16 protein-coding genes and 2 pseudogenes are annotated in these 20,876 nt (G+C 53.0%); 6 read left to right on the top strand and 12 right to left on the bottom strand.

The window, feature by feature from the left end:
* Nucleotides 1-7 precede the first annotated feature (7 nt).
* The gene (locus ACR3FB_RS01125; protein WP_480563447.1) at nucleotides 8-1,495 is read right to left on the bottom strand and encodes a YfcC family protein; all 1,488 of its coding nucleotides are present in this window, start codon (nucleotides 1,493-1,495) and stop codon (nucleotides 8-10) included.
* A 187-nt stretch (nucleotides 1,496-1,682) separates the two neighbouring features.
* Here ACR3FB_RS01125 and ACR3FB_RS01130 point away from each other — a divergent pair, with 187 nt between their 5' ends.
* The 3 genes from ACR3FB_RS01130 (at nucleotide 1,683) to ACR3FB_RS01140 (ending at nucleotide 7,554) form a co-directional block, all read left to right on the top strand.
* The gene (locus ACR3FB_RS01130) at nucleotides 1,683-4,421 is read left to right on the top strand and encodes a cation-translocating P-type ATPase (RefSeq protein ID WP_480563449.1); all 2,739 of its coding nucleotides are present in this window, start codon (nucleotides 1,683-1,685) and stop codon (nucleotides 4,419-4,421) included.
* A 424-nt stretch (nucleotides 4,422-4,845) separates the two neighbouring features.
* Nucleotides 4,846-5,319 (top strand): phosphate-starvation-inducible PsiE family protein, encoded by a 474-nt coding sequence (locus ACR3FB_RS01135; protein WP_480563451.1) that lies wholly within the window; start codon nucleotides 4,846-4,848, stop codon nucleotides 5,317-5,319.
* A 102-nt stretch (nucleotides 5,320-5,421) separates the two neighbouring features.
* Nucleotides 5,422-7,554, top strand: a complete 2,133-nt coding sequence (locus tag ACR3FB_RS01140) for an adenylate/guanylate cyclase domain-containing protein (RefSeq protein ID WP_480563453.1) — start codon at nucleotides 5,422-5,424, stop codon at nucleotides 7,552-7,554.
* 138 nt (nucleotides 7,555-7,692) lie between these two features.
* Here the strand turns inward: ACR3FB_RS01140 and ACR3FB_RS01145 are convergent, their stop codons facing one another.
* From ACR3FB_RS01145 to ACR3FB_RS01195, 11 genes are all read right to left on the bottom strand, one after another.
* A complete protein-coding gene (locus ACR3FB_RS01145) occupies nucleotides 7,693-8,619 on the bottom strand; it encodes a DMT family transporter (protein ID WP_480563456.1) in 927 nt (308 codons plus the stop codon).
* Between the two features lie 128 nt (nucleotides 8,620-8,747).
* Entirely contained in the window at nucleotides 8,748-9,902 is a 1,155-nt protein-coding gene (locus tag ACR3FB_RS01150) for a Gfo/Idh/MocA family protein (protein ID WP_480563458.1), read from the bottom strand.
* The gene (locus ACR3FB_RS01155) at nucleotides 9,902-10,957 is read right to left on the bottom strand and encodes a sugar phosphate isomerase/epimerase family protein (RefSeq protein WP_480563460.1); all 1,056 of its coding nucleotides are present in this window, start codon (nucleotides 10,955-10,957) and stop codon (nucleotides 9,902-9,904) included. The genes ACR3FB_RS01150 and ACR3FB_RS01155 overlap by 1 nt, the downstream gene beginning before the upstream one ends.
* A 27-nt stretch (nucleotides 10,958-10,984) precedes the next feature.
* Nucleotides 10,985-12,043: a LacI family DNA-binding transcriptional regulator gene (locus tag ACR3FB_RS01160; protein ID WP_480563462.1), complete on the bottom strand. Its 1,059-nt coding sequence runs from the start codon at nucleotides 12,041-12,043 to the stop codon at nucleotides 10,985-10,987.
* A 7-nt stretch (nucleotides 12,044-12,050) separates the two neighbouring features.
* Complete coding sequence (locus ACR3FB_RS01165) at nucleotides 12,051-13,673, bottom strand: dihydroxyacetone kinase subunit DhaK (RefSeq protein WP_480563464.1); 1,623 nt, start codon at nucleotides 13,671-13,673, stop codon at nucleotides 12,051-12,053.
* An 11-nt stretch (nucleotides 13,674-13,684) separates the two neighbouring features.
* On the bottom strand, nucleotides 13,685-14,677 hold the full coding sequence (locus ACR3FB_RS01170) for an ABC transporter ATP-binding protein (RefSeq protein ID WP_480563466.1): 993 nt from the start codon (nucleotides 14,675-14,677) through the stop codon (nucleotides 13,685-13,687).
* Entirely contained in the window at nucleotides 14,670-15,767 is a 1,098-nt protein-coding gene (locus ACR3FB_RS01175; RefSeq protein WP_480563468.1) for an ABC transporter ATP-binding protein, read from the bottom strand. Before ACR3FB_RS01175 ends, ACR3FB_RS01170 begins: the two co-directional genes overlap by 8 nt.
* A gap of 2 nt (nucleotides 15,768-15,769) precedes the next feature.
* A complete protein-coding gene (locus ACR3FB_RS01180) occupies nucleotides 15,770-15,958 on the bottom strand; it encodes a hypothetical protein (RefSeq protein WP_480563470.1) in 189 nt (62 codons plus the stop codon).
* A complete protein-coding gene (locus tag ACR3FB_RS01185) occupies nucleotides 15,955-16,893 on the bottom strand; it encodes a carbohydrate ABC transporter permease (protein ID WP_010442361.1) in 939 nt (312 codons plus the stop codon). The genes ACR3FB_RS01180 and ACR3FB_RS01185 overlap by 4 nt, the downstream gene beginning before the upstream one ends.
* Nucleotides 16,890-17,837 carry a carbohydrate ABC transporter permease gene (locus ACR3FB_RS01190; RefSeq protein WP_170332156.1) on the bottom strand — a complete coding sequence of 316 codons (948 nt, stop codon included), beginning with the start codon at nucleotides 17,835-17,837 and terminating at the stop codon, nucleotides 16,890-16,892. The genes ACR3FB_RS01185 and ACR3FB_RS01190 overlap by 4 nt, the downstream gene beginning before the upstream one ends.
* Before the next feature lie 79 nt (nucleotides 17,838-17,916).
* The gene (locus ACR3FB_RS01195) at nucleotides 17,917-19,236 is read right to left on the bottom strand and encodes an ABC transporter substrate-binding protein (RefSeq protein WP_170375848.1); all 1,320 of its coding nucleotides are present in this window, start codon (nucleotides 19,234-19,236) and stop codon (nucleotides 17,917-17,919) included.
* Between the two features lie 396 nt (nucleotides 19,237-19,632).
* Between ACR3FB_RS01195 and ACR3FB_RS01200 the strand changes: the two genes are divergently transcribed.
* The 3 genes and pseudogenes from ACR3FB_RS01200 to ACR3FB_RS01210 all read left to right on the top strand — a co-directional run.
* Entirely contained in the window at nucleotides 19,633-20,412 is a 780-nt protein-coding gene (locus ACR3FB_RS01200) for an MOSC domain-containing protein (protein WP_480563472.1), read from the top strand.
* Nucleotides 20,413-20,534: 122 nt separating this feature from the next.
* A pseudogene (locus tag ACR3FB_RS01205) lies at nucleotides 20,535-20,647 on the top strand (IS5/IS1182 family transposase); the annotation flags it as partial.
* A pseudogene (locus ACR3FB_RS01210) lies at nucleotides 20,646-20,808 on the top strand (IS5/IS1182 family transposase); the annotation flags it as partial. The pseudogenes ACR3FB_RS01205 and ACR3FB_RS01210, both read left to right, overlap by 2 nt.
* Nucleotides 20,809-20,876 lie beyond the last annotated feature (68 nt).

Consider the following 20,876-nt stretch of genomic DNA (forward strand, 5'->3'; position numbering starts at 1 on the left):
CGACGGCTCAGTTCGATGTTGTGTCTGAAGTCTCAGTTGCGGGCCCGTCGATCCCCGGATCAGTTATGGCGCCAACGGTGAGCGCGGCGCAGATGATCACGGCAAGTATAAGAAGCAGGGGGCAAACGAAGCGTAGCCACCGATCATAGGAGACACGGCCAATGGCGAGTCCTCCCATGACGACGGCAAATGTCGGATTGAACAGGTTCACCCACCCGTTTGCCGACTGGTACGCTGTCACCACCAGGTCACGACCGACGCCCGCAAAATCAGCAAGCGGCGCCATAATCGGCATCGAAAGCGTGGCCAGCCCTGACGAGGACGGCACCAGGAATGACATCAAGATCTGAATGCCAAACATCGCGTTGATAAAGGCGAACTCGCTCAGTCCTGAGACAAACCCCTCTGCCCCTGCAAGGATAGTGTCGGTGATCTTGCCCGCGTCCATAATGACGACAACACCGCGTGCGACGCCAATGATCAGGGCAACGCCCAGCAAATCGCGCGCGCCATCAACGAAGGTTTCCACAAAGGTCGCCTCGTCCATACGGGACCCTTCGTCCATTTTCCCGACCCACCAAACGATGATGGACATCACAAGGAATAGGCCAGACATCTCGGCCATCCACCATCCCAATACCACAACACCATAGATCATTATTGCAAACGTAATGCCGAACAGGAGCAGGATGATGGAGCGGGTTCGAGTCAACTCTGGCAAAGCATCATCGCCGGCCGACCCCTTAAGAAAATGCCTTCTGTTTTCCTCGGCTTGATCCGCAACCACAGATGCAGATGGATCGGCTTTTACTCGCTTTGCGTATCTCATGACAAAAGCGATGCCAGCTGCCAAGCAGAGTATGAGGATAATGAACCTTAAAACGATGCCAGTCGTAAATGGAATACCAGCACCTTGCGAAGCGACGACTGTCGCAAACGCGTTGAAGGTTGAGCCAAGAGTGCCGATACCAGCTCCTAGCATGATCACGGCAACACCGGTGAGTGAATCATATCCCGCGCGTATGAAAACCGGAATTATAAGCGCATAAAACGCCAGTGTTTCCTCTGCCATGCCGTAGCTGGTGCCGCCAAATGCAAATGCGATCATCAGAATCGGGATCATTAAAATCTCGCGGCCTTCAAGCCTGTGCAGCAACCACCCAATGCCGGCGTCAATGGCACCAGTCTTGGTCACGACCATCAGGAAGCCGCCAATAACCAAAACGAAGAGCGCGACGTCTATTGCTGCACTTGAAGAGCTTCCGAGAAGCCCAGGGTCATACATCCCGGCAATTGGCGCGAGAATGACCGAAGTTAGTCCTTGGGGGTTAGACTCGACTTCGTGATAGGTGCCCGGAACAGGAGCTTCGCTGCCCAAAGCTTCGTTCATTTGACGTTCGTATTCGCCTGCAGGAATGACCCAAGTTAACACCGCTACAATAGCGATCAGAGCAAACAGGATTGTAAATGCAGTAGGGAATTTGAAATTTGACATAACTAACTCTCGCGTTGGAGGTAGAGCGACATAAAAAAACGAGCATGTATTTAGATTCGTTTCAATTTCTGGCGAGCCAAAATGGCTCAGTGGAAAGTGAAAAAACGAAGGCAGGAAGTAGACTAGCTGTGATTCGCGCTCCGTGTGCGCGAAAATTTGCACCCACGTCGTAGCGAAAGGGGCCTCTATGCAGCATGCTTTCCATGCCACGGATGACCGAGACACACTTCCGACAGCACCTTGGGTGATCGAGAAAACTGCGTTGACCGAGGCACTAGCTGTAGATCCTAAAAACGGATTGAGCTCGGAAACCGCAAAGGAACGCCTCTCCCGATATGGACTAAACCGTCTATCCGAAGCCGAGGCTGAGCCAGCGTGGAAAATGCTGCTCGTTCAATTTAAGAGCCCGCTCCTGATAATCCTTATGGTGGGTGCGGTTATTTCGGCTTTCACCGGACATTGGATCGACGCCGTGGCGATCTTTGTGATCGCGATCTTCAATGCCTTCATCTCGTTTTGGCAAGAGTTCAAGGCGGAACAATCACTCGCTGCACTTCGCGAGATGTCAGCCCCACAGGCCTTGGTAATAAGGGACGGTGACCAGGTACAAATCGCCGCTTCTGATTTGGTCCCCGGCGACATATTGATAGTTAAAACAGGTGATATCCTTGCCGCTGACATTCGCTTCCTCCAAGCCAACAGAATGCAGGTCGATGAAGCTGCGCTAACCGGAGAGTCCGAACCTGTGGACAAACATGATCGCAAGATCAACGATCAGGAGGTCGTTCTTGCCGATCGCCTCAACATGGGCTTCATGAGTACCCTTGTCACTGGTGGAACCGGCGAAGGCGTCGTGGTTGGAACTGGCATGATAACCGAGGTTGGCCATATCGCGGATCTGATGTCAGCGGCCAAGGAACCAAGGACGCCGCTGCAGCTCAAAATCGAAGCACTTTCGAAGGTACTTGTTATCGCGGCTCTTATTGTCGTGGCTATCGTCATTGGTATCGGCGTTATCAACGGCATGGACCTCTCTGAGATGCTAAATACAGCGATTTCTCTGTCAGTAGCAGCCATTCCAGAAGGCCTACCAACTGTCGTCACAATTCTTTTGACGCTCGGATCTCAGAACATGGCTTCGAATAACGCTCTGGCTCGAAAACTGTCTTCGGTGGAAACGTTAGGCGCCACGTCTGTTATCTGCTCGGACAAGACTGGAACTCTTACACAAAACCAAATGCAGGTGATGCGCATTTGGGCTGGGGGCGAAACCTGGGAGGTAAGTGGCGCTGGCTTTGACACGTCAGGGGAATTTCTGGACTCGAAAAACGAAGCCACAAAGGTCGAAGTGGGGACACCGTTATGGCCTGTGCTGATGATCTCTGCTTTTTGCAATGATGCCCGGCTGATTGGTGAAGGTGCTGAGACCTCAGTGCAAGGTAACCCGACTGAAGGTGCGCTTCTGGTCGCTGCGGCAAAGGCTGGAATTGATGTCGAAGAACTGAGGGCTCGTCGGAGCGAGGCTCTTCAATCCTTCCCATTTGATTCAACAAGAAAAATGATGTCCGTCTTCGCACAGCTTCCCGACGGGCGGACTGTTTTGGTCGCAAAAGGGGCGCCTGACGTGATTTTGTCGCGAGCGGTTAAGGTCCGTATCGGCGAGGAGGAGCGCCAAATAACGCCTGAACTACGAGCTGATATAGAAAATGTCATTGACAGTTTTGGCGCGCTCGCTCTTAGAACTTTGGCAGTGGCGTATCGCGAAGTTTCCCCAGACGAACTGGATCACGACAACCCCGAACAGGAAATCGTGCTCGCTGGTATCCATGGTATTATGGATCCCCCCCGGCAAGAAGTGCCGCATGCCGTGGCAGAAGCCACCAGTGCCGGAATTCGTACTGTTATGATTACTGGGGATCATGCAGTCACCGCCAAGGCCATAGCCGAGCAAATCGGTGTAATGTCGGATTCGCAGCAAGCCGTATTCACGGGTGCCGAGCTCGACCAAATGAAAGATGAAGATCTAAACAGCGCTGTGAAGAACGCAGCTGTATTTGCACGCGTGACGCCTGAGCACAAACTTCGCATCGTTAAGGCACTTCAGACCAATGGTGAAGTGGCCGCGATGACAGGAGATGGCGTGAACGATGCGCCTGCGCTTCGCGCGGCTGACATAGGTGTCGCCATGGGGATAACTGGGACACAGGTTGCCAAGGACAGCGCCGCGTTGATTCTTCTGGATGATAACTTCACGACTATCGTCACGGCCGTTCGTGAGGGTCGGAGAATCTTTGACAACCTACTGAAATTTGTCCGGCAAGCACTGACTGCCAACGTTGCGGAAGTTACCACCATTCTTTTCGCTTTCCTGCTGATGGGAGCAGATCCCCTCCTTCCGATCACACCGCTTATGATCCTCTGGGTGAACTTGGTTTCAGATGGCTTACCAGCACTGGCGCTGGGATTTGAAAAAAGCGAGCCGGATCTAATGAGACGCCCGCCACGCCCGCGCGACGAGGACATGTTTGGCGGTGGAATGAAAGAGCGGATTCTGATTAGGGGCAGCGCATTGGGATTTCTGACCTACTACGTGTTTCAAGAGTTTCTCGAACGCGGCGCCTCTCTGGAGCACGCGCAAACAGCTGCCTTTATGACCCTCATATTTGCGCAAATCTGGCATGTCTTTGACGCGCGAACTACAACGACACTTTATCGCAAATCGCCGCTTGGCAACACAATGCTCCTAGGCGCAGTCGGCATTTCAGTCGTTTTGTCTTTGTTGGCAATTTACTCTGCTCCGGGCCATTTTGTCCTTGGCACGGTTCCATTGCCTTTTTCACACCTGTTGGGAACGTTCTTTGTCGCGGCGCTTCCGACACTCGTGCTGTCCGGCCTAAAGGAAATGTTTCATCTTAAATTCGTTTGAGTGAAAAGAGTGTGGTTTGAAATGGCTAGCCCCAAAAAAGTGGTCACTTGATTTAATTGGAAAGGAGGATCTTACCGAGCTTGTCAACGGAGTGATCTTGTCCTCTCGGGGTAGTTTGCGGCGCGTTTTGAAGCGAACTCAGGAATAGTCATCGGCGTCTGCCGATTGGCAAGTTGCGGCATACACAGATCGAGGTTTCTTTTGTGGTTGGCCGTTTGGATTTCGGATTTTTTTCAACGGGGCTTGCGAGCCAGTCCCTCAGAAAAAAGACATCTGGCGCTAGAGTGATGCTGAAAATCGTCGAGGCAAGCTCGGCTGAAATGAAACACTGATGGTACAGGATGTTTCCGTTGGGGAGCAATCGATGGTGGCGCATAGAACACCCGTTTGGCGTCCTGACGTAGCAAAGAGGGGGAGGTGATAAATGGAACACAAGGATCCATTTGTAGAAAAACTTCAGGTCGTAATTCGGTTCGCCGTCCGAATTCTGGCCGTAATGATGGTTCTGGTTATACTACTTGGCGTCTTGGATGTGGCCTGGACCCTCTATCAGAAACTAATCAATCAGCCTGTATTCATACTGACAATCTCTGAAATTTTGTCTACTTTTGGCGCCTTCATGGCGGTTCTAATCGCTATCGAAATATTCGTAAACATCACAATCTATCTTCGCGACGACGTAATCCATGTGAAGATAGTGGTTGCGACGGCGCTCATGGCCGTCGCACGAAAGGTCATTATACTCGATACGGAAAAAACCAGCGGGCTGGATCTGGTCGGCCTTGCACTTCTAGTGGTTGCTTGTTCACTCGCTTATTGGCTGGTTCACGATATGCCGTCCTTTAGCGTTCGGTTTGGGCGAGCCAAAAGCGCCGAAGAAGCCAAGAAAGAACAATAATGCCAGTACTTTGTGTCCTCAGGTAACAATGTGCTCAAGATACTCATATGTGAGGCAACGAGCGACTGGACTTTTATTGTTACACTTTGACTAATTGCCGGTATGAAAATACGTCTCCATATCGGCGTTGCGACGTTATTTACGTTCCTCACGTTAGCCGTAACAACAATGCTTGTTGCCATTCTATATTTTGGCAACAAAGAGCTCGCCATTCGTACTGCGAAAGAGCGGATGACCGAGGCCAGAAGCCAGTCAGTCGATGAGATGCTAACCGTGATACGCGGAGCGGGAAGTGTCGTATCTTCTGCATCTGTCTTTCTTTCTAAGTTTACGGACTATGCTGGCTCAAGTGCAGGTTTGGACGTGCTCTATTCGCTGATGCAAGGCAATGAGCACTACTATGGCTTGTATTTTGGCGAGGAAGAATCCGGAGACTTTTTTCAGAATATTAACCTCCCAAAACATTGGAAAACTTTTGGTACGAGCGCCTTGCCTGTGCCGGAAGGAGTAGATCGTGTTCAACGGATAATTTCCGAACAATTTGGCGAGCGCGTCGAGACTTACTTTTGGTCGGATGGCCGTTCGTTGGCCACGCCATTTCTTAGTGGAACCACTGCCTACGATCCTCGAACACGCCCTTGGTATCGCGGGGCGTTGGAGCAAAGCGGCGTTTACGTATCGCCGCTTTATCAATTCGAGAGCACAGGGCGTTTGGGTGCAACGTTCTCAAAAACCGTGGTTGACGACGAAGGTAAATTGCTTGGCGTCGTTGCGCTCGACATAACAATATCGGCACTTTCGCAAATCCTGGATGATATCAGGATTGGCGATCATGGTTTGGTTTTCATGCTAGATCGCGAAGGTCGCCTACTTTCCTACACCAGCACGCGGTCCGAAGGTGGAGAGCCGCGCTTCGTGAGTACCAATACGAACGAGTTAGTTGAAGGTCGTAGCCAAATTATTGACGGTGTCATTGATAAATGGCGAACCAGTCAGCAGGATTTTTTCCGCATAGCTCCAGCATCCGATGAAAGAAACTATATCGCATCTGTGATGCCAATCCCTGAAGTCTTCGGTGCCCAACCCACGCTGGGGCTCATAGTTCCGGAAGATGAGTTTATCGGAGAAATTAAAAGAAACACGACTCGTGCCATGCAAATCGGCGTACTTGCTTTGGTTCTGGCTGTCTCATTTACCTTTGTTGTCGCCCGTCTGTTGAGCAAAAATCTTGTGCGCGTGGCAACGGAAGCGAGAAAAGTCAGTAACTTTGAAATAAGTGAAAACTTGAACCTGAAATCAAATATTCAGGAAGTCGCCGAACTCGGTGCTGCCGTTGCGAGTATGAAAGCTGGATTGTCGAGTTTCGGTGCGTTCGTACCGAAGGAGCTGGTGCGCTCTATCCTTTCAAAAGCAGAGAGAATTAGCGTTGGGGGAGAGTCGCGCGACGTGACACTTATGTTCGCTGACCTCAAAGGCTTTACGCGCCAAACCGAGGGGCTTGAACCCGAAGTTCTGATGCCTGCCTTGTCCGAGTATTTCGAAGCAATGGAAAAAGAGATATCCGGCAATCAGGGTACCGTGGATAAGTATATCGGTGATGCCATTATGGCTCTGTGGAATGCTCCGCTCGATGATATCGATCACCCTGTTCATGCTTGCCGAGCAGCTTTGGCTTGTTTGCAGGCTGAGGCGAAACTCAATTCTGGTGACGAAGCGTTACCACTACGTCCCTTGCACACACGATTCGGCCTGCACACCGGTCGCGTAGTGGTCGGTAACGTCGGGTCTCTCTCAAGATTGCAATACACTGCGCTCGGCGCTGCCGTTAACTTTGCTTCCAGACTGGAAGGGTTGAACAAAGTTTACGGCACAAGAATTCTCATATCGTCAGATGTGGCCGTTCATGTCGAGAGCAAGTTTGTGCTGCGCGAAATTGACTTTGTCGTGCCCGCCGGGACTAGTTTTCCTAGTCGCATCTTTGAACTGGTAGCGGAAAAAGATGATGAGAGTGGTATTTTGGTGAGCGCAGCCAAAAAACGCGAACTCGAAGAATGGCGTGCATGCTATGACTTGTATCAGTCTGGAAAATGGAATGACGCATTAGATGCTTTAAAGAGGCATCGAGAAATCGCAGCTAACAAGCTTCTTGTAGATGTCTTTATCGAACGCTGCAGCAGTTTTGCGTTTGAAGCTCCGGCCGATTGGGATGGCGTTTACCGTTTCGAGAAGAAATAAATGAGAAGCATTGCAAACTCTCGCCCCGATGGACTGGAGACCAGTCATGCATTCACAACCAAACTGGACCAGTCAAATCAGGCCAACCGAAAATGGGCATTGTATGAATGCCGGCGTATGTCGCCTTCGAACCCAATACTACCGCCTCGGTGATTTTGCGAGCACGGTAGATACGGTGCGCGTCTTTCTACTTCTTGTGATCGCGATTGCGCCCAGCACTAGGGCACATGCAAAAGCTTGATGAAAAGAGATCGCTTCGCCAAAAGCAAAATATCCCACGGCAAACATCGTGGGCAATTCGATGCTTCCGACGACCGCAGTTTGGGAAGCCCCAATAACAGGTGAGCATATCGTGTAGATAAGCTGGGGCACGAAAGCAGTAACCAGACCAATGCCAACAATGAAAAGCCAATCGGACTGTTCCCTTGGGAGAAGCTCTCCAACCTCAGAACCAACGATGAGCGGCGCGAGGCCCAGCACAGACCCCAGAGAAACTGACGCGATACGTGCCAACGGCGCAATCCGTGACAACCTGTGTACCAAGACGCAGATTCCGAAGCCAAACCCAAATGGAGCGGCAAGGGATAGCAGCAGCGTTGGTAGATGTTCCGCAGCCACTGATGCAGGCGAGCCAGCAATGACAGCTGCCACCACAATCAGACCAGCGGCCAACATATCGCGTCGCGTGGGTGCATCGGCAAACACAGTCCAAGCAATAACTAAGGTGAACACCGGATAGGTCATGTAAAGCACACCCACTGTCGATGCGGGCAACTTCTCCAGCGCCATTACATACCCGATCCAACCAAGTCCCATTACGGCGCCAGCGGAAAGACCCCAAGTGATCTCTCGCCATTCTTTTCGGTGCACGATTAGAACAGGAAGCAGAAGAAGCGCCGCAACAATGTAGCGGTAGAATGCGACCGCATAGGGTGCGACGCCTTGTTCGGTCAGGCTGCGGCTAAAGTAGGGAACCAGCCCGAAACAGATTGAAGCAAAAAGAACACCGATAGCGGCGAATGCGTAAGGAACGGGCGTTTGATTTCGAGCAGATGTCGTTACCATAATCTGGAGCTTCAGCGACGCTCGCGGTTCGTTGTTCCGGAGTGTTCAGTTATAGGTTGCGCGCTTCGGTTTTTGGTAGATACCCACGATGCCTTCCAAGATACACGCCCTACGCCCACAACCAGGATTTAAGCTAAGCTGACCCAAGCCGCATTCCTTGAAGAGCTTTGCACGCATGCGGCTACAAACTTAACACCATTTAGCCCGTCATAAACCGTTGGATAAACAACCGACGCATCAGTCGAACTCCCATTTCGGAAAGCTTGGATCGCCTCAGCAGCCTCTCGATAGATATTGGCGAAACCTTCAAGATATCCCTCGGGATGGCCCGGAGGGACTCTGCTCAACCGATTGGCCGCATCACCTGCTCCAGCTCCATTTCGGGTGATCAGGCGCTTGGGCTGGTTGTATGGCGTAAACCAAAGATAATTTGGATCTTCTTGGGCCCACTCCAGCCCACCTTTTTCGCCGTAGGCCCGCAACCGAAGTGCGTTTTCATTTCCGGGAGCCACCTGAGAAGACCACAACATACCCCGCGCTCCGCCCTCGAAGCGAAGCAAGACGTGGGCGTTGTCATCGACTTTGCGCCCCGGCACAAAGGCCTGCAAGTCCGCCGCAAGGCTTTCCGCTGTCAGCCCGGTTACAAAGCAAGCGAGGTTGTAAGCATGAGTCCCGATGTCACCGGTTGATCCACCCGCGCCCGAGCGTTCGGGATCGGTTCGCCACTCAGCCTGTTTGAAATCCTGCTGCTCGGTCAGCCAGTCCTGCGGGTATTCAACCTGGACGACTCGGATCTTGCCGATATCACCGTTGGCAACCATTTCCCGCGCCTGCCGAACCATCGGATAGCCCGTGTAATTGTGGGTCAGAATGAACAGCGCATTCGCGCTTTCCGCCGCCTTTACCAGCTTTTTTGCATCGGCAAGGGTCGAGGTGAGTGGTTTGTCACAAATGACATGAATACCGCGTTTCAGGAACTCACGCGCGGCTGCATAATGGACGTGATTTGGCGTGACGATTGAGACCGCCTCGATCCCGGATTTCAGCCGGGCTTCCCTTATCGCCATCTGCTTAAAGTCTCCATAGACCCGTTCGAGCCCCAATGCCTGCCCGCTTTCAAGAGATTTTTCTGGCGTCGAAGACAAAGCACCAGCAACCAGTTCGAACTTGTCGTCTAGTCGAGCGGCTATGCGATGAACACCGCCTATGAAGGCGTCATTTCCGCCGCCAACCATGCCAAGCCGAATGCGACCCGAGGTTTCTTCACTGCGTCCTGTGACCATCACTCAATCCCCAGCATTTTACGATTGGCGGCTTCGTCTGCGCCACCGTCGGCGAAATCATCAAAGGCTTTCTCTGTCACACGGATGATGTGATCTGATACGAACTGAGCGCCTTCACGCGCACCATCCTCGGGGTGTTTGAGACAGCATTCCCATTCGACCACAGCCCAGCCATCAAAGTCATTCGCGGCCATTTTTGAAAACACAGCCCCGAAATTCACCTGACCATCGCCCAGCGAACGGAACCGTCCGGCCCGATCGACCCAGCTTTGATATCCGGAATAAACACCCTGCCGCCCGGTCGGGTTAAACTCGGCATCTTTGACATGGAACATCCTGATCCGATCTTTGTAGATGTCGATATTGTCCAGATAGTCGAGACATTGCAGCACGTAGTGTGACGGGTCGTATAGCATGCAGGCCCGTGGGTGATTTCCCGTCCGTTCCAGAAACATCTCGTATGTCATACCATCGTGGAGGTCCTCTCCGGGGTGGATTTCATAGCAAACATCAACGCCGCAGTCTTCGGCGTGATCAAGGATTGGCACCCAACGACGCGCAAGCTCATCAAACGCCGTTTCAATCAAGCCGGCAGGGCGTTGCGGCCAAGGATAGACATAAGGCCATGCTAGCGCGCCAGAGAATGTTGCATGTGCGGAAATACCCAGGTTTTTTGACGCTGACAGAGCCTTTTTGACCTGATCCACTGCCCATTCTTGCCGGGCTTTCGGGTTCCCGCGAACACTTTCGGCTGCAAAGCCATCAAACGCGTTGTCATAGGCTGGGTGAACGGCCACAAGCTGGCCTTGAAGATGCGTTGAAAGTTCGGTGACTTCGACGCCATTCTCCGTTGCTTTGCCTTTGAAGTCATCGCAATAACCGGTACTAGACGCGGCTTGTTCCAAGTCGAATAACCGACCGTCCCAACTGGGGACCTGAACGCCCTTGTATCCACAATCAGCCGCCCATTTGGTGATCGCGTCCCACGAATTGAACGGTGCTTCGTCCCCCGCAAATTGCGCAAGAAACAAAGCTGGACCTTTGATCGTCTTCATTAAATTTCCTCCCCAAAACCTAAGCCTCTATGGCGGTAAATTTTCCTTCAGATAGATGTCGATACGGATGCGTTCCTGCGCCTTGTTGAATGGAACCTTGTCTTTAGTTGCGCGCAATAGACGGACGGCAGAACGAACAATATGCCCGGTGTCTTGCGAGATTAAGGCGTCAAATGTGCCAAGCCTAAGCGCCTCACGACTGAGCGGAGTGAGCTCATGCGCTATGATCACCAGATCTTTGCTGAACCTGTTCTCTGAAAGAAATTGTATCAGGCCCGCATTGCCCGCTGCTGACGAGTATATTCCGACCAGGTCCGGATAGGTTTCAAAGATTTCGGGCATCATCTTGTAAATCAGATCCGGGTCATCGCGGCCTTCGACAGACGCCACGACTTGGAGGTGCGGAAACTCCTCAGCCACAACAATATCAAAGCCTTGGCGACGCTCTAGGTGGTCACGTGCCAAACGGGATCCTGTAAGAACCAAGACCTTGCCGTCACGATGCACAAATCGCCCCATCAGCTGAGCGGCGGTTCGTCCTGCCGAAACGTTATCGATTCCCACAAAGTGGTCTCGCTCGGAACTGGGCAAGTCAGATACCAAGGCAACCACCGGAACGCCTTTGTCCCTGAGCCTTTTGACAGCATCGCGAACAGAAGGCGTTTCGGGGCCGAAAACTGCGACTCCGTCTACATCCAAACTGTCTACAGCATCCAGAATATTGACGATATCTTGCGGCTCGAACGGAGCGACCTTCTTAATCGCAATGCGCGTCCGCTCGATAAACTGGTCACGGGATTGTTCTGCGATCTGACTGCTGATTGCCTCCACAAACTCGTTGTCAGTGTCCGGCAGAACAAAGAGGAAGTTGTAAACTCGGTTTCGCGCAAGGTTGGCCGCGGCCGTGTCGCGCACATAGCCCAGCTCATCAATTGCCTTTTGCACTTTCTGTACAGTTACGGCCCGCACGCCGGGGCGTCTGTTCAAGACGCGGTCAACAGTCGCTAGGCTGACACCTGCAACGCGCGCGATGTCATTGACGGTTGGCTTTTTCACCAATTCTAGTTTTTGTTTTTGGTCTTCCACGTGTTCTTCAGCCCTCAATCTCCCGCGCCAAGCCTTCAAACAACAAAGCAACCGCCTCAGCACCGGGATCGTTATGTCCAACTAGGTTTTCTTCGGGAACATAAGCTGCCCGGCCCGCCTTCGCACGACGAATATTCGCGGTGTTGTTCGCGCCTTCGCGGGCAGCCTCGGCCGCGTGCGTCAGACCAGACGGCAATGCGGCAAGTGCCGGTGCCAAGGCGTCAATCATTGTCCTGTCACCGACCTTGGCACCCCCGACCTGGCTGACGCGGTTCAGGCCCTCGACAAGGGATTTAGGCACGGAGGCTCCGCTTGCACAGGCATCCCCGGCTGCGTTGAAAAAGATCGCAAGAATCACACCGGACGACCCACCCATTGTCTGGCTCAGTTCGTTGCCCAACGCCGGAAACAGCTGTGTCAGATCAGCCAGCGGCATCCGGTCGAGGCTGCCCTGTAACGCCCGAGCGGCGGTCGCCAATGTGCTTCCTGTATCACCATCCCCGGATTTTGCGTCCAGCTCGTTCAGTGTTTTCTCGGCGTTGATGAGGAGGTCGGACAACCGGGTGATCGTTTCCTTTGTTGCGGGATTGTTCGAAGGAATTGGATCGATTGGGGTCAGGCCATCAGGCAATGGTGCTACTTTGATCGGGTCGATGGAATTGACCCCGGGCCATGCAGCTAGATCAACGGGTGCTTCAAGCGCTGACAAATCGCCTTGATCTACGGGCAGAATGGAAACCGAAAACCCGTGCATATCCAGCGACGTCATCATGGGTGCAGGGCCAATGATATGGTGGGCAATACCAGTTTCGGACAACGCATGCGTGAGGACGGCCATTTCCAGCGGAGTTGTAGAACCCAGGTTGTTGACCAACGCCACGCAATCCCCGGACCCAACCCTTTGCTTCAGCTTTTCTACGACTGTGGACATAGCCGAAACAGCATTTGAGAACTCGACTTGCTGTACGCCGGGTTCACCATGGATACCCAAGCCGAGCTCTGCTTTCCCGGGTGCGATCCTGTCTTCTTTCGGAGATCCCGGAACCGTACAGGTGTCTAAGCTCATACCGATGCTGACAACCTTTGCTATGGTGTTTCTTGCGGCGGCGGTGACGGTGTCCAAATCGGCACCGTTTTCAGCAAGCGCTCCGGCGATTTTGTGGACGAACAACGTACCCGCCACGCCACGTGGTTGCGGAAGATCGGGCAGGGCGATGTCATCGTCGACGACGACCATTTCAACCTTGCGACCCAATGCACGAGCGCGTTCAGCCGCCAGTCCAAAATTCAGCCGATCACCGGTGTAATTCTTGACAATTAGCAAGCATCCAGCCTCACCCGTGACAGCAAGAATGCCCGCTAGAACCGCCTCGACTGAGGGCGAGGCGAACACTTCACCGCAGACCGCGGCTGTCAACATACCGGCGCCAACGAAACCGGCATGGGCGGGTTCGTGACCAGACCCTCCTCCGGATACCAGGGCGACTTTCGACTTGTCCCAATCCGACCGGTAAACAACCTTGATATGCGGATAGCCGTCCAGCCGGGCGAGCTGACCGCCAGAAGAGGCCAGAAGGCCGTCTATCGCCTCTGTCACCAGAGTTTCTTTTGTGTTGAGGAACTGGGCCATGCTTTTGCTCCTTAATTCACGCGCGCGCCGGACGCGTCAAAATACAACGGGTTATTGGGACGGATTTTTATAATCTTTCCAGATGGGTAGTCCTGATGGACATCAATCAGTGTCACAACCGGGTGACCATTCAGGTCTAGGTGCAGCCGTGTTTGATCGCCTAGATGTTCTGCGCGTATCACACGCGCCTCGCTGCCTTCGCCTTCGATGATGTTTTCCGGACGCAGGCCGATCTGCGGACCTTTGTGATCGCCTCCGAACAACTCGGACGGCAGGATGTTGATCCGCGGCAGACCCAACCGGCTGGCTACGTAAACACTTCCCGGATTTTCATAGATATCCCGCGGTGTTCCGTATTGAACCAGCCTACCATTTTCCAAAACGCCAATATGCGTCGCCATTGTCATGGCTTCGACTTGGTCGTGGGTCACATACAGTAAGGTTGACCCAAGATCGGCCTGAATCCTTTTCAACTCGACCCGCAAATCCGCCCGTAGCTTGGCATCCAAAGAGCTGAGCGGTTCGTCCATCAGGAAGATCTGTGGATCGCGCACCAGTGCCCGTCCGATCGACACACGCTGCATTTCACCGCCTGACAGTTCGGTGGCTTTGTTGTCCAGTTTGTGCGGAATCTGCAGGATCTCCGAGACTTCGTTGACCTTCCTCGTGATCTGATCCTCTGGCGTCTTCAGGATCGGCGACCGCAGAGGGAAGGACAGGTTCTCACGCACCGTCATATGCGGGTACAGCGAGTATTGCTGGAAGACCATCGCCACATCGCGCTGGGCGGGTGTATCTATTCCAACGTCACGCCCGGCAATGCGCACCGTTCCTGAATCCAGTTTCTCAAGCCCGGATATCAATCTCAGCGTCGTAGTTTTTCCCGCACCAGTCGGGCCTAACAAAACCACAAAGGCTCCGTTGGGGATTGCCATTGAGATATCATCTACCGCTTTGACGTTGCCGAATGACTTCGAGATATTCTCCAACACGACTTCAGCCATTGCTTAGTACCTCGTCGTTCAGAGCGGACCTCAACGCGCGCCCAGTAGACTTTTCAAACAGGGTTACTGCGGGGGAGCGGAACTCCAATCCCACTGTCTCGCCGGGATTAACGGATTCGCGTGCATCAATGCGGGCTTTCAGCTCTCCGTTCGGGCTTTGCAGCGTCACGATCTGGGTGGTTCCCAAATATTCTGCCGCCAGGACCTTGGCCCGGTAGGAGCTGTCGTCTGACAGAAAAACATGCTCGGGGCGTACGCCGAAAACCAAGTCACCTTCTGCCCCTTCCATCAGTTTGGGCACGGCTTCGTCATGGCCATTCAATCGAACCATTTCCGAGCCAGGCGCGACCTTTCCTTGAAACGGCAGGAAGTTCATCGAAGGAGACCCGATAAAGTCCGCAACGAACATCGTAGCTGGTTTGTCGTAGATTTCCTGCGGCGTGCCGAATTGCTCAATCACAGCATTATTCATCACCACGATCTTGTCGCCCATTTGCATGGCCTCCAGCTGATCATGCGTGACGTACACAGTGGTTGCGCCCATGCGATCATGAAGTGCGCGTAGTTCTTCGGCCATATGTTCACGAAACTCGGCATCCAAGGCACCAAGAGGTTCGTCCATCATGAACGCCTTGGGCTCCCGGACAATCGCGCGACCCAGCGCCACGCGCTGCCTGTCACCGCCTGACAACCCACCTACCGGGCTATCGAGGATGTCGTTGATCCCCAGAATGCTTGCGACTTCCTCGACTTTGGCCTTTACGGCGGCGCGGGGCATACCCTGCGATATCAGGGGATAGCTGATATTCTTGCGTACGTTCATGTGGGGATACAGCGCGAACATCTGGAACACGAAGGCAATGTCCCGCTCTGACGGCGGGCGCTGGCTGATCTCTTCGCCGTCCAGATAGATTTCGCCCGAAGTTGGAAGCTCCAACCCCGCAATCATCCGCAGGGTCGTGGTTTTTCCGCAACCGGACGGGCCCAGCAACATGAAAAACTCGCCGTCCTCAATCGTGAACGAGCTTTCGCGGACAGCCGTGAAATCGCCGAACATCTTTTTTACGTTTTTGACTACGATCTGGGCCATTTCTACTCCGGGAAATGGCTGACGATGATGAACATTACGGTTCCGATCAGCGTGACGATGAAAGAGTAGGTGAAGGCCCAAAGGACAAAGGGTTGCATCAGCATGAAGACACCCAGTGCGATTAGGATGGTTGCGACCATCTCCCATGGGCCGCGGCGGAGCCGTAGCAATCCGGTCAGAAACTCGTTCATTTGCGTACGGCTCCGAATGTGATCCCACGCAGCAAATGTTTGCGCATCAGGATGGTGAAAATCATGACGGGGATGAGGAAGATCGTGGCACCTGCCGCCACAGCAGGCCAGTCCAGGCCGCCAATACCGATAATGGTCGGGATAAACGGTGGCGCAGTCTGCGCATTCGCGGATGTCAGCAGCACGGCAAACGCGTACTCATTCCAAGCGAAGATCAGGCAGAAGATCGCGGTTGAGGCGATACCGGTCGCGGCTTGCGGCAGCACCACTTTGTAGAAGGCCTGAAACCTCGTGTAGCCATCTATGAGGGCGGCTTCTTCGTACTCTCTAGGGATTTCGTCGATGAACCCTTTCAACAACCAGACCGCCAAGGAGATATTTACCCCTGTATAGAGCAGGATCATTCCCAGATGCGTGTCGCTCAAACCAAGGTTCCTGAACATCAGGAAGATTGGGATGGCGACAGCAACCGGTGGCATCATCCTTGTACTAAGGATGAAGAACAGAAGATCGTCCTTGAGTGGTACTTTAAATCGGCTGAACGCATAGGCGGCCAGCGTACCAAGGAAGATACTCAGGAAGGTTGAGCCAAATCCGATGATCACCGAATTCATAAAGCGCTCGCCGAACTTGGACGGCCCGACTATCACCATGTCGTACTGGCGGACAATCTCATCGGCCCAATTCTGCGGTGGGTTCGCTTCCAGAAACTCCTGCGTTTGCCGTGTGCGTGTGGTGAAGAGGTTGACGTAGCCTTCAAGCGTTGGGTCAAAGACCACTTTAGGCGGATAGCTGATCGCGTCGGCTGGCGATTTGAAACCGGTCAACAAGATCCATACCAGCGGGATCATCGTGATCAGCGCATAAGTGATGACTAGGAAGCCTGCAATCCATTTGGACCGGTTCGAGGGTTCAGTGACGGAAAAACTGCTCATCTCTGTTTCACCTTGTTCAGGGCTTTGACGTAGATCGACGCAAGGCCGAACACGGTGACGAAAAGGATGATCGCATAGGCTGACGCATAGCCCGTACGCCATTTCTCAAAGGCTTCGCGTTTCAGGTTGATCGAAGTGAGTTCCGTAACAGACCCCGGCCCACCACCGGTGAGCTGAACCACCAGGTCGAACATCTTGAAGTTCTCGATGCCTCTAAACAGCACAGCGAGCATGAGGAACGGCAAAACCATCGGGATGGTAATCGTAAAGAACTGTCGCAGCTTGCTGGCCCTATCGATCTCAGCCGCCTCGTATATATAGTCGGGAATGCTGCGCAGACCGGCCAGGCAGATCAGCATCACGAAGGGGGTCCACATCCACGTGTCGACAATCACGATCGCCCAAGGGGCCAACGTCACGGATCCCAGCATTTCAAAGCTCGATGGGTCCTTGCCGGTAAACCAGGATACGATGTAGTTAAAAAGGCCGATCTGAGGTTGATACAGGAACTTCCAGAAGTTACCGACAACCGCCGGAGACAGCATCATCGGCAACACGATAATCGTGGTCCAAAGATCGTTGCCCTTGAATTTCTTGTTGATCAACCACGCTAGTGTGAACCCGATCAGGACCTGGAAAAAGATCGTCCAGAACAGGAAATGCGCCGTCGCCTGCATGTTCAGCCAGGTGTCCGAGTCCGTCAGGATACGTTCGTAATTCCTGAGCCCGACATCTTTGACTTCACGCCCGATCCGGTTGGCTTTGTAGTTGGTAAAGCTTAGTTGGATGGTCCAGATCAACGGAAAGATGTTGATCGCCAGCAATAGAAAAATCGTTGGGGAGATGAATATCCAGGCGATCGCGCGGTCGGATAATCCCCGGATTTTTCGCGCAACTCGCTCGGGCGTTGCCTGCGCAACGCGATCTACGGTCCTGTCAGACATCTCTTTGCCAGTTCTTGTTGGTTTAGGACTCACGGGTGAAGGTGGAGCGGGATTGCACCCGCTCCGGCCTGTGTCCGAATTACAGCTTGCCTTCGTCTTCGAAGACTTCCGTCCAATCTTCGATCAGAAGATCCAACGCTTCCTGAGCTGTACCTTGGTCAGCAACCACGTAGTCGTGGATGCGTTTCTGCATTGCCAGCAGAAGTTCCGCGTAAGCAGGCTCTTGCCAGAAATCCTGCACACCGCCCATTGCTTCCAGGAAGTCACCAGCAAACGGTTGGCTGTCTACGAAACCAGGATCTTCCAGCACGGAGTTATGTGCGGAGTAGCCGCCTAGCTCCCACCATTTGGCCTGCACTTCTGGTTGCGCGAACCACTTGATGTACTCAAGTGCGGCATCCTGTTTGTCAGAGTAACTGACAACCGAGATACCTTGTCCACCCAGTGTCGAACCTGCCTGATTTTGTGGTGGGTTCACGAAGAAGTCGATCTTGTCACCGCCGGTATTGGGGTCGGCATAGAGACCTGGGAAGAACGCAAACCAGTTCATGGCCATGGCGACCTGACCGGACTTAAAGGCGTCCAAGCTCTCACCCATGTAGGAGTTGGTATATCCCGGAGGCGTCGCCGTTTCGTAGAATTCCTTATAGAACTCCAGAGCTTCAACCGCTTCGGGTGAGTTTACAGCGCCTTCCATGTCATATGAGCCCGGGGTGTTTTCGTATTTGAAACCCCAAGGATACAGCGCTCCGGTCACACCCATGGTGATCCCTTCTGAGCCACGCTCGGTAAAGATTGCTGCACCATAGACGGTCTTGCCGTCAATCTCACGACCCTGGAAGAACTGAGCGATCTGCAGCAACTCTTTCTGAGACTGAGGCTCACGCAGGTCCTGACCCGTCGCCTCTTTGTATGCGGCTTGGATGTCGGGGTTCTCGAACCAGTCCTTGCGATAGAACCAGCCGTTTGCATCGCCCATCGCAGGCAGCGCGTAGTAGTTTGGTGTACCCTTTGGCCAGGTCGAGTACGCGTAGACAGTGGCCGGTGCGAAATCGTCCATGCTGATGCCTTCAGCATCGAAGAACTCGTTCAGCTGGACATAATGACCATTCTCAGCGCCACCACCGATCCATTGGCTGTCACCAATCAGCAGGTCGCAGAGCTTACCGCCAGAGTTCAGCTCGTTCAGCATCCGGTCCGCGAAATTCGGCCAGGGAACAAACTCGAAGTTCATCGTATGGCCGGATTCTGCTTCGAATTCTTTCGATAGCTCAACGAGCGCGTTGGCCGGGTCCCATGCAGCCCAACAAAGCGTCAGATCTTCAGCATTTGCCTTGGTGGAAAGAGTAGTAGCGGCAAGGACTATTGCGCTGGCCGAGGCCAGTTTTGTGTAAGTCATCCATTCCTCCCTTTTTGCGCCGTCAATCGAGGATGTGCGAATCGCGGCATACTTCCAAGGCTATTTGAGGTACGCACCTCAAGTCCAGAAATTTTTGAGGTTCGTACCTCAAATAGTCAAAGAAGGTCGTCGACATCGCTTTTTAGTTATTGATTTTATTTAATTTACTTGTTTTCGTTGATGCGCATGTATTTTTGACAGCTAGGATTTTTGAGGCCCTGTTGATCCAAAATGGTACATCCCGTACCGCTGCAATGATGTGTCCAGCAGGTTAAGCGAACACGCTTTTGAGACACTCACAGATTATTTGGTCGATACCTTGGAGAATTGGAGATAGCGTCAAACAGCACGGACCACGCAGGATCGTGTAAAACTCGTTTGGACAGGTGCAGACGTATGAACATGCTCTCTATCGTCAGATTGAACCGGTACCCAATTAAAGGTTTGAGTGCCGAGCCCATGCAAACCGTAAAGCTGCGAGCAGGAGAGGGGATTCCTGGTGATCGTTTGTTCGGATTCGCGCGCTACAACTCCGGTTTCGATGCGCAGAACCCTCAGCCACTGCCGAAAGATCGCTTTGTTGTTCTGTTGAAAGAGGCCGCACTGGCAGGTGTTAAGACGAATTTTGATATTGAGACCCAAACTCTAAAGATCAAAGCAAGCGGCAAAACACACAGCTTTAATATGCAAGCACTAGAAGATCGGATGAATGCGGCAGGTTTCCTGTCTTCAGAGATCGACTTAAAAGATCCCGAACCGCCAAATTTCGTTTCGTCTGCTCCGCATCGGTTTACAGATGTGTCTGTCGTGTCACCTAAAATGATGAACGCGATATCCGTTTTGAATCTGACGTCGGTGGAAAAATTGGGTGAACAACTGAACGCGGAAATCCACCCAGCACGCTTCCGGGCGAATATTGAGATAGAAGGCTTACCCCCGTTTTCTGAGCTCGACGCAGTTGGATCAGTTCTTAGATTCGGCGATGTCGAGTTAAAGATACTCTCACGTACGACAAGGTGTGCAGCCACCGAGGTGAACCCGGATACGGCCGAGCGGGACTTGAAGATACCCTATCTAATTCGGAAGTTGATGGGTCATATGGACATGGGTGTCTATGTTGAGGTGGCCAAAGGTGGAACGCTGAGCGTCGGTCAAACTGGGGAAACGTTAAATTGAATACCTCTCCTCCTGCCAAAGTGGTATGAGCTAGGTTCTTGCCCCATTGATTTTTGCGTGGTTCACGGTTCGAAAAACGAGCGGCACGTAGGTCTGATCTGTTTTGGCTGACCGACGCCCAGATGGCTCGTCTTCAGCCCTCCCTTCCTAAGTCTCACGGCATACCCCGCGTCGATGACCGGCAGTGTTGAGCGGGATAGTCTTCATTAGTCGCGATGGTTTGCGCTGGCGCGATACGCGCGTGCATCCCAGGCCGGAAGCAGCGGAAGAAAGCAGTGAAGTACGACAAGCGTCGCTACAAACGTCGCAATCGGATCGAGATCATGTTCGGAAGGCTGAAAAGACTGGCGGCGAGTGCCAAACCAATACGATACGTGCCCAAAGGTCCGCCTCTAAGCCATAGCACTGGCGGCCACCGTCATCTATTGGCTTTGCGTCCCGACCACAAGCGGAGATTCAACTAT

The sequence above is a fragment of the Ruegeria sp. AO1 genome (assembly GCF_056535985.1).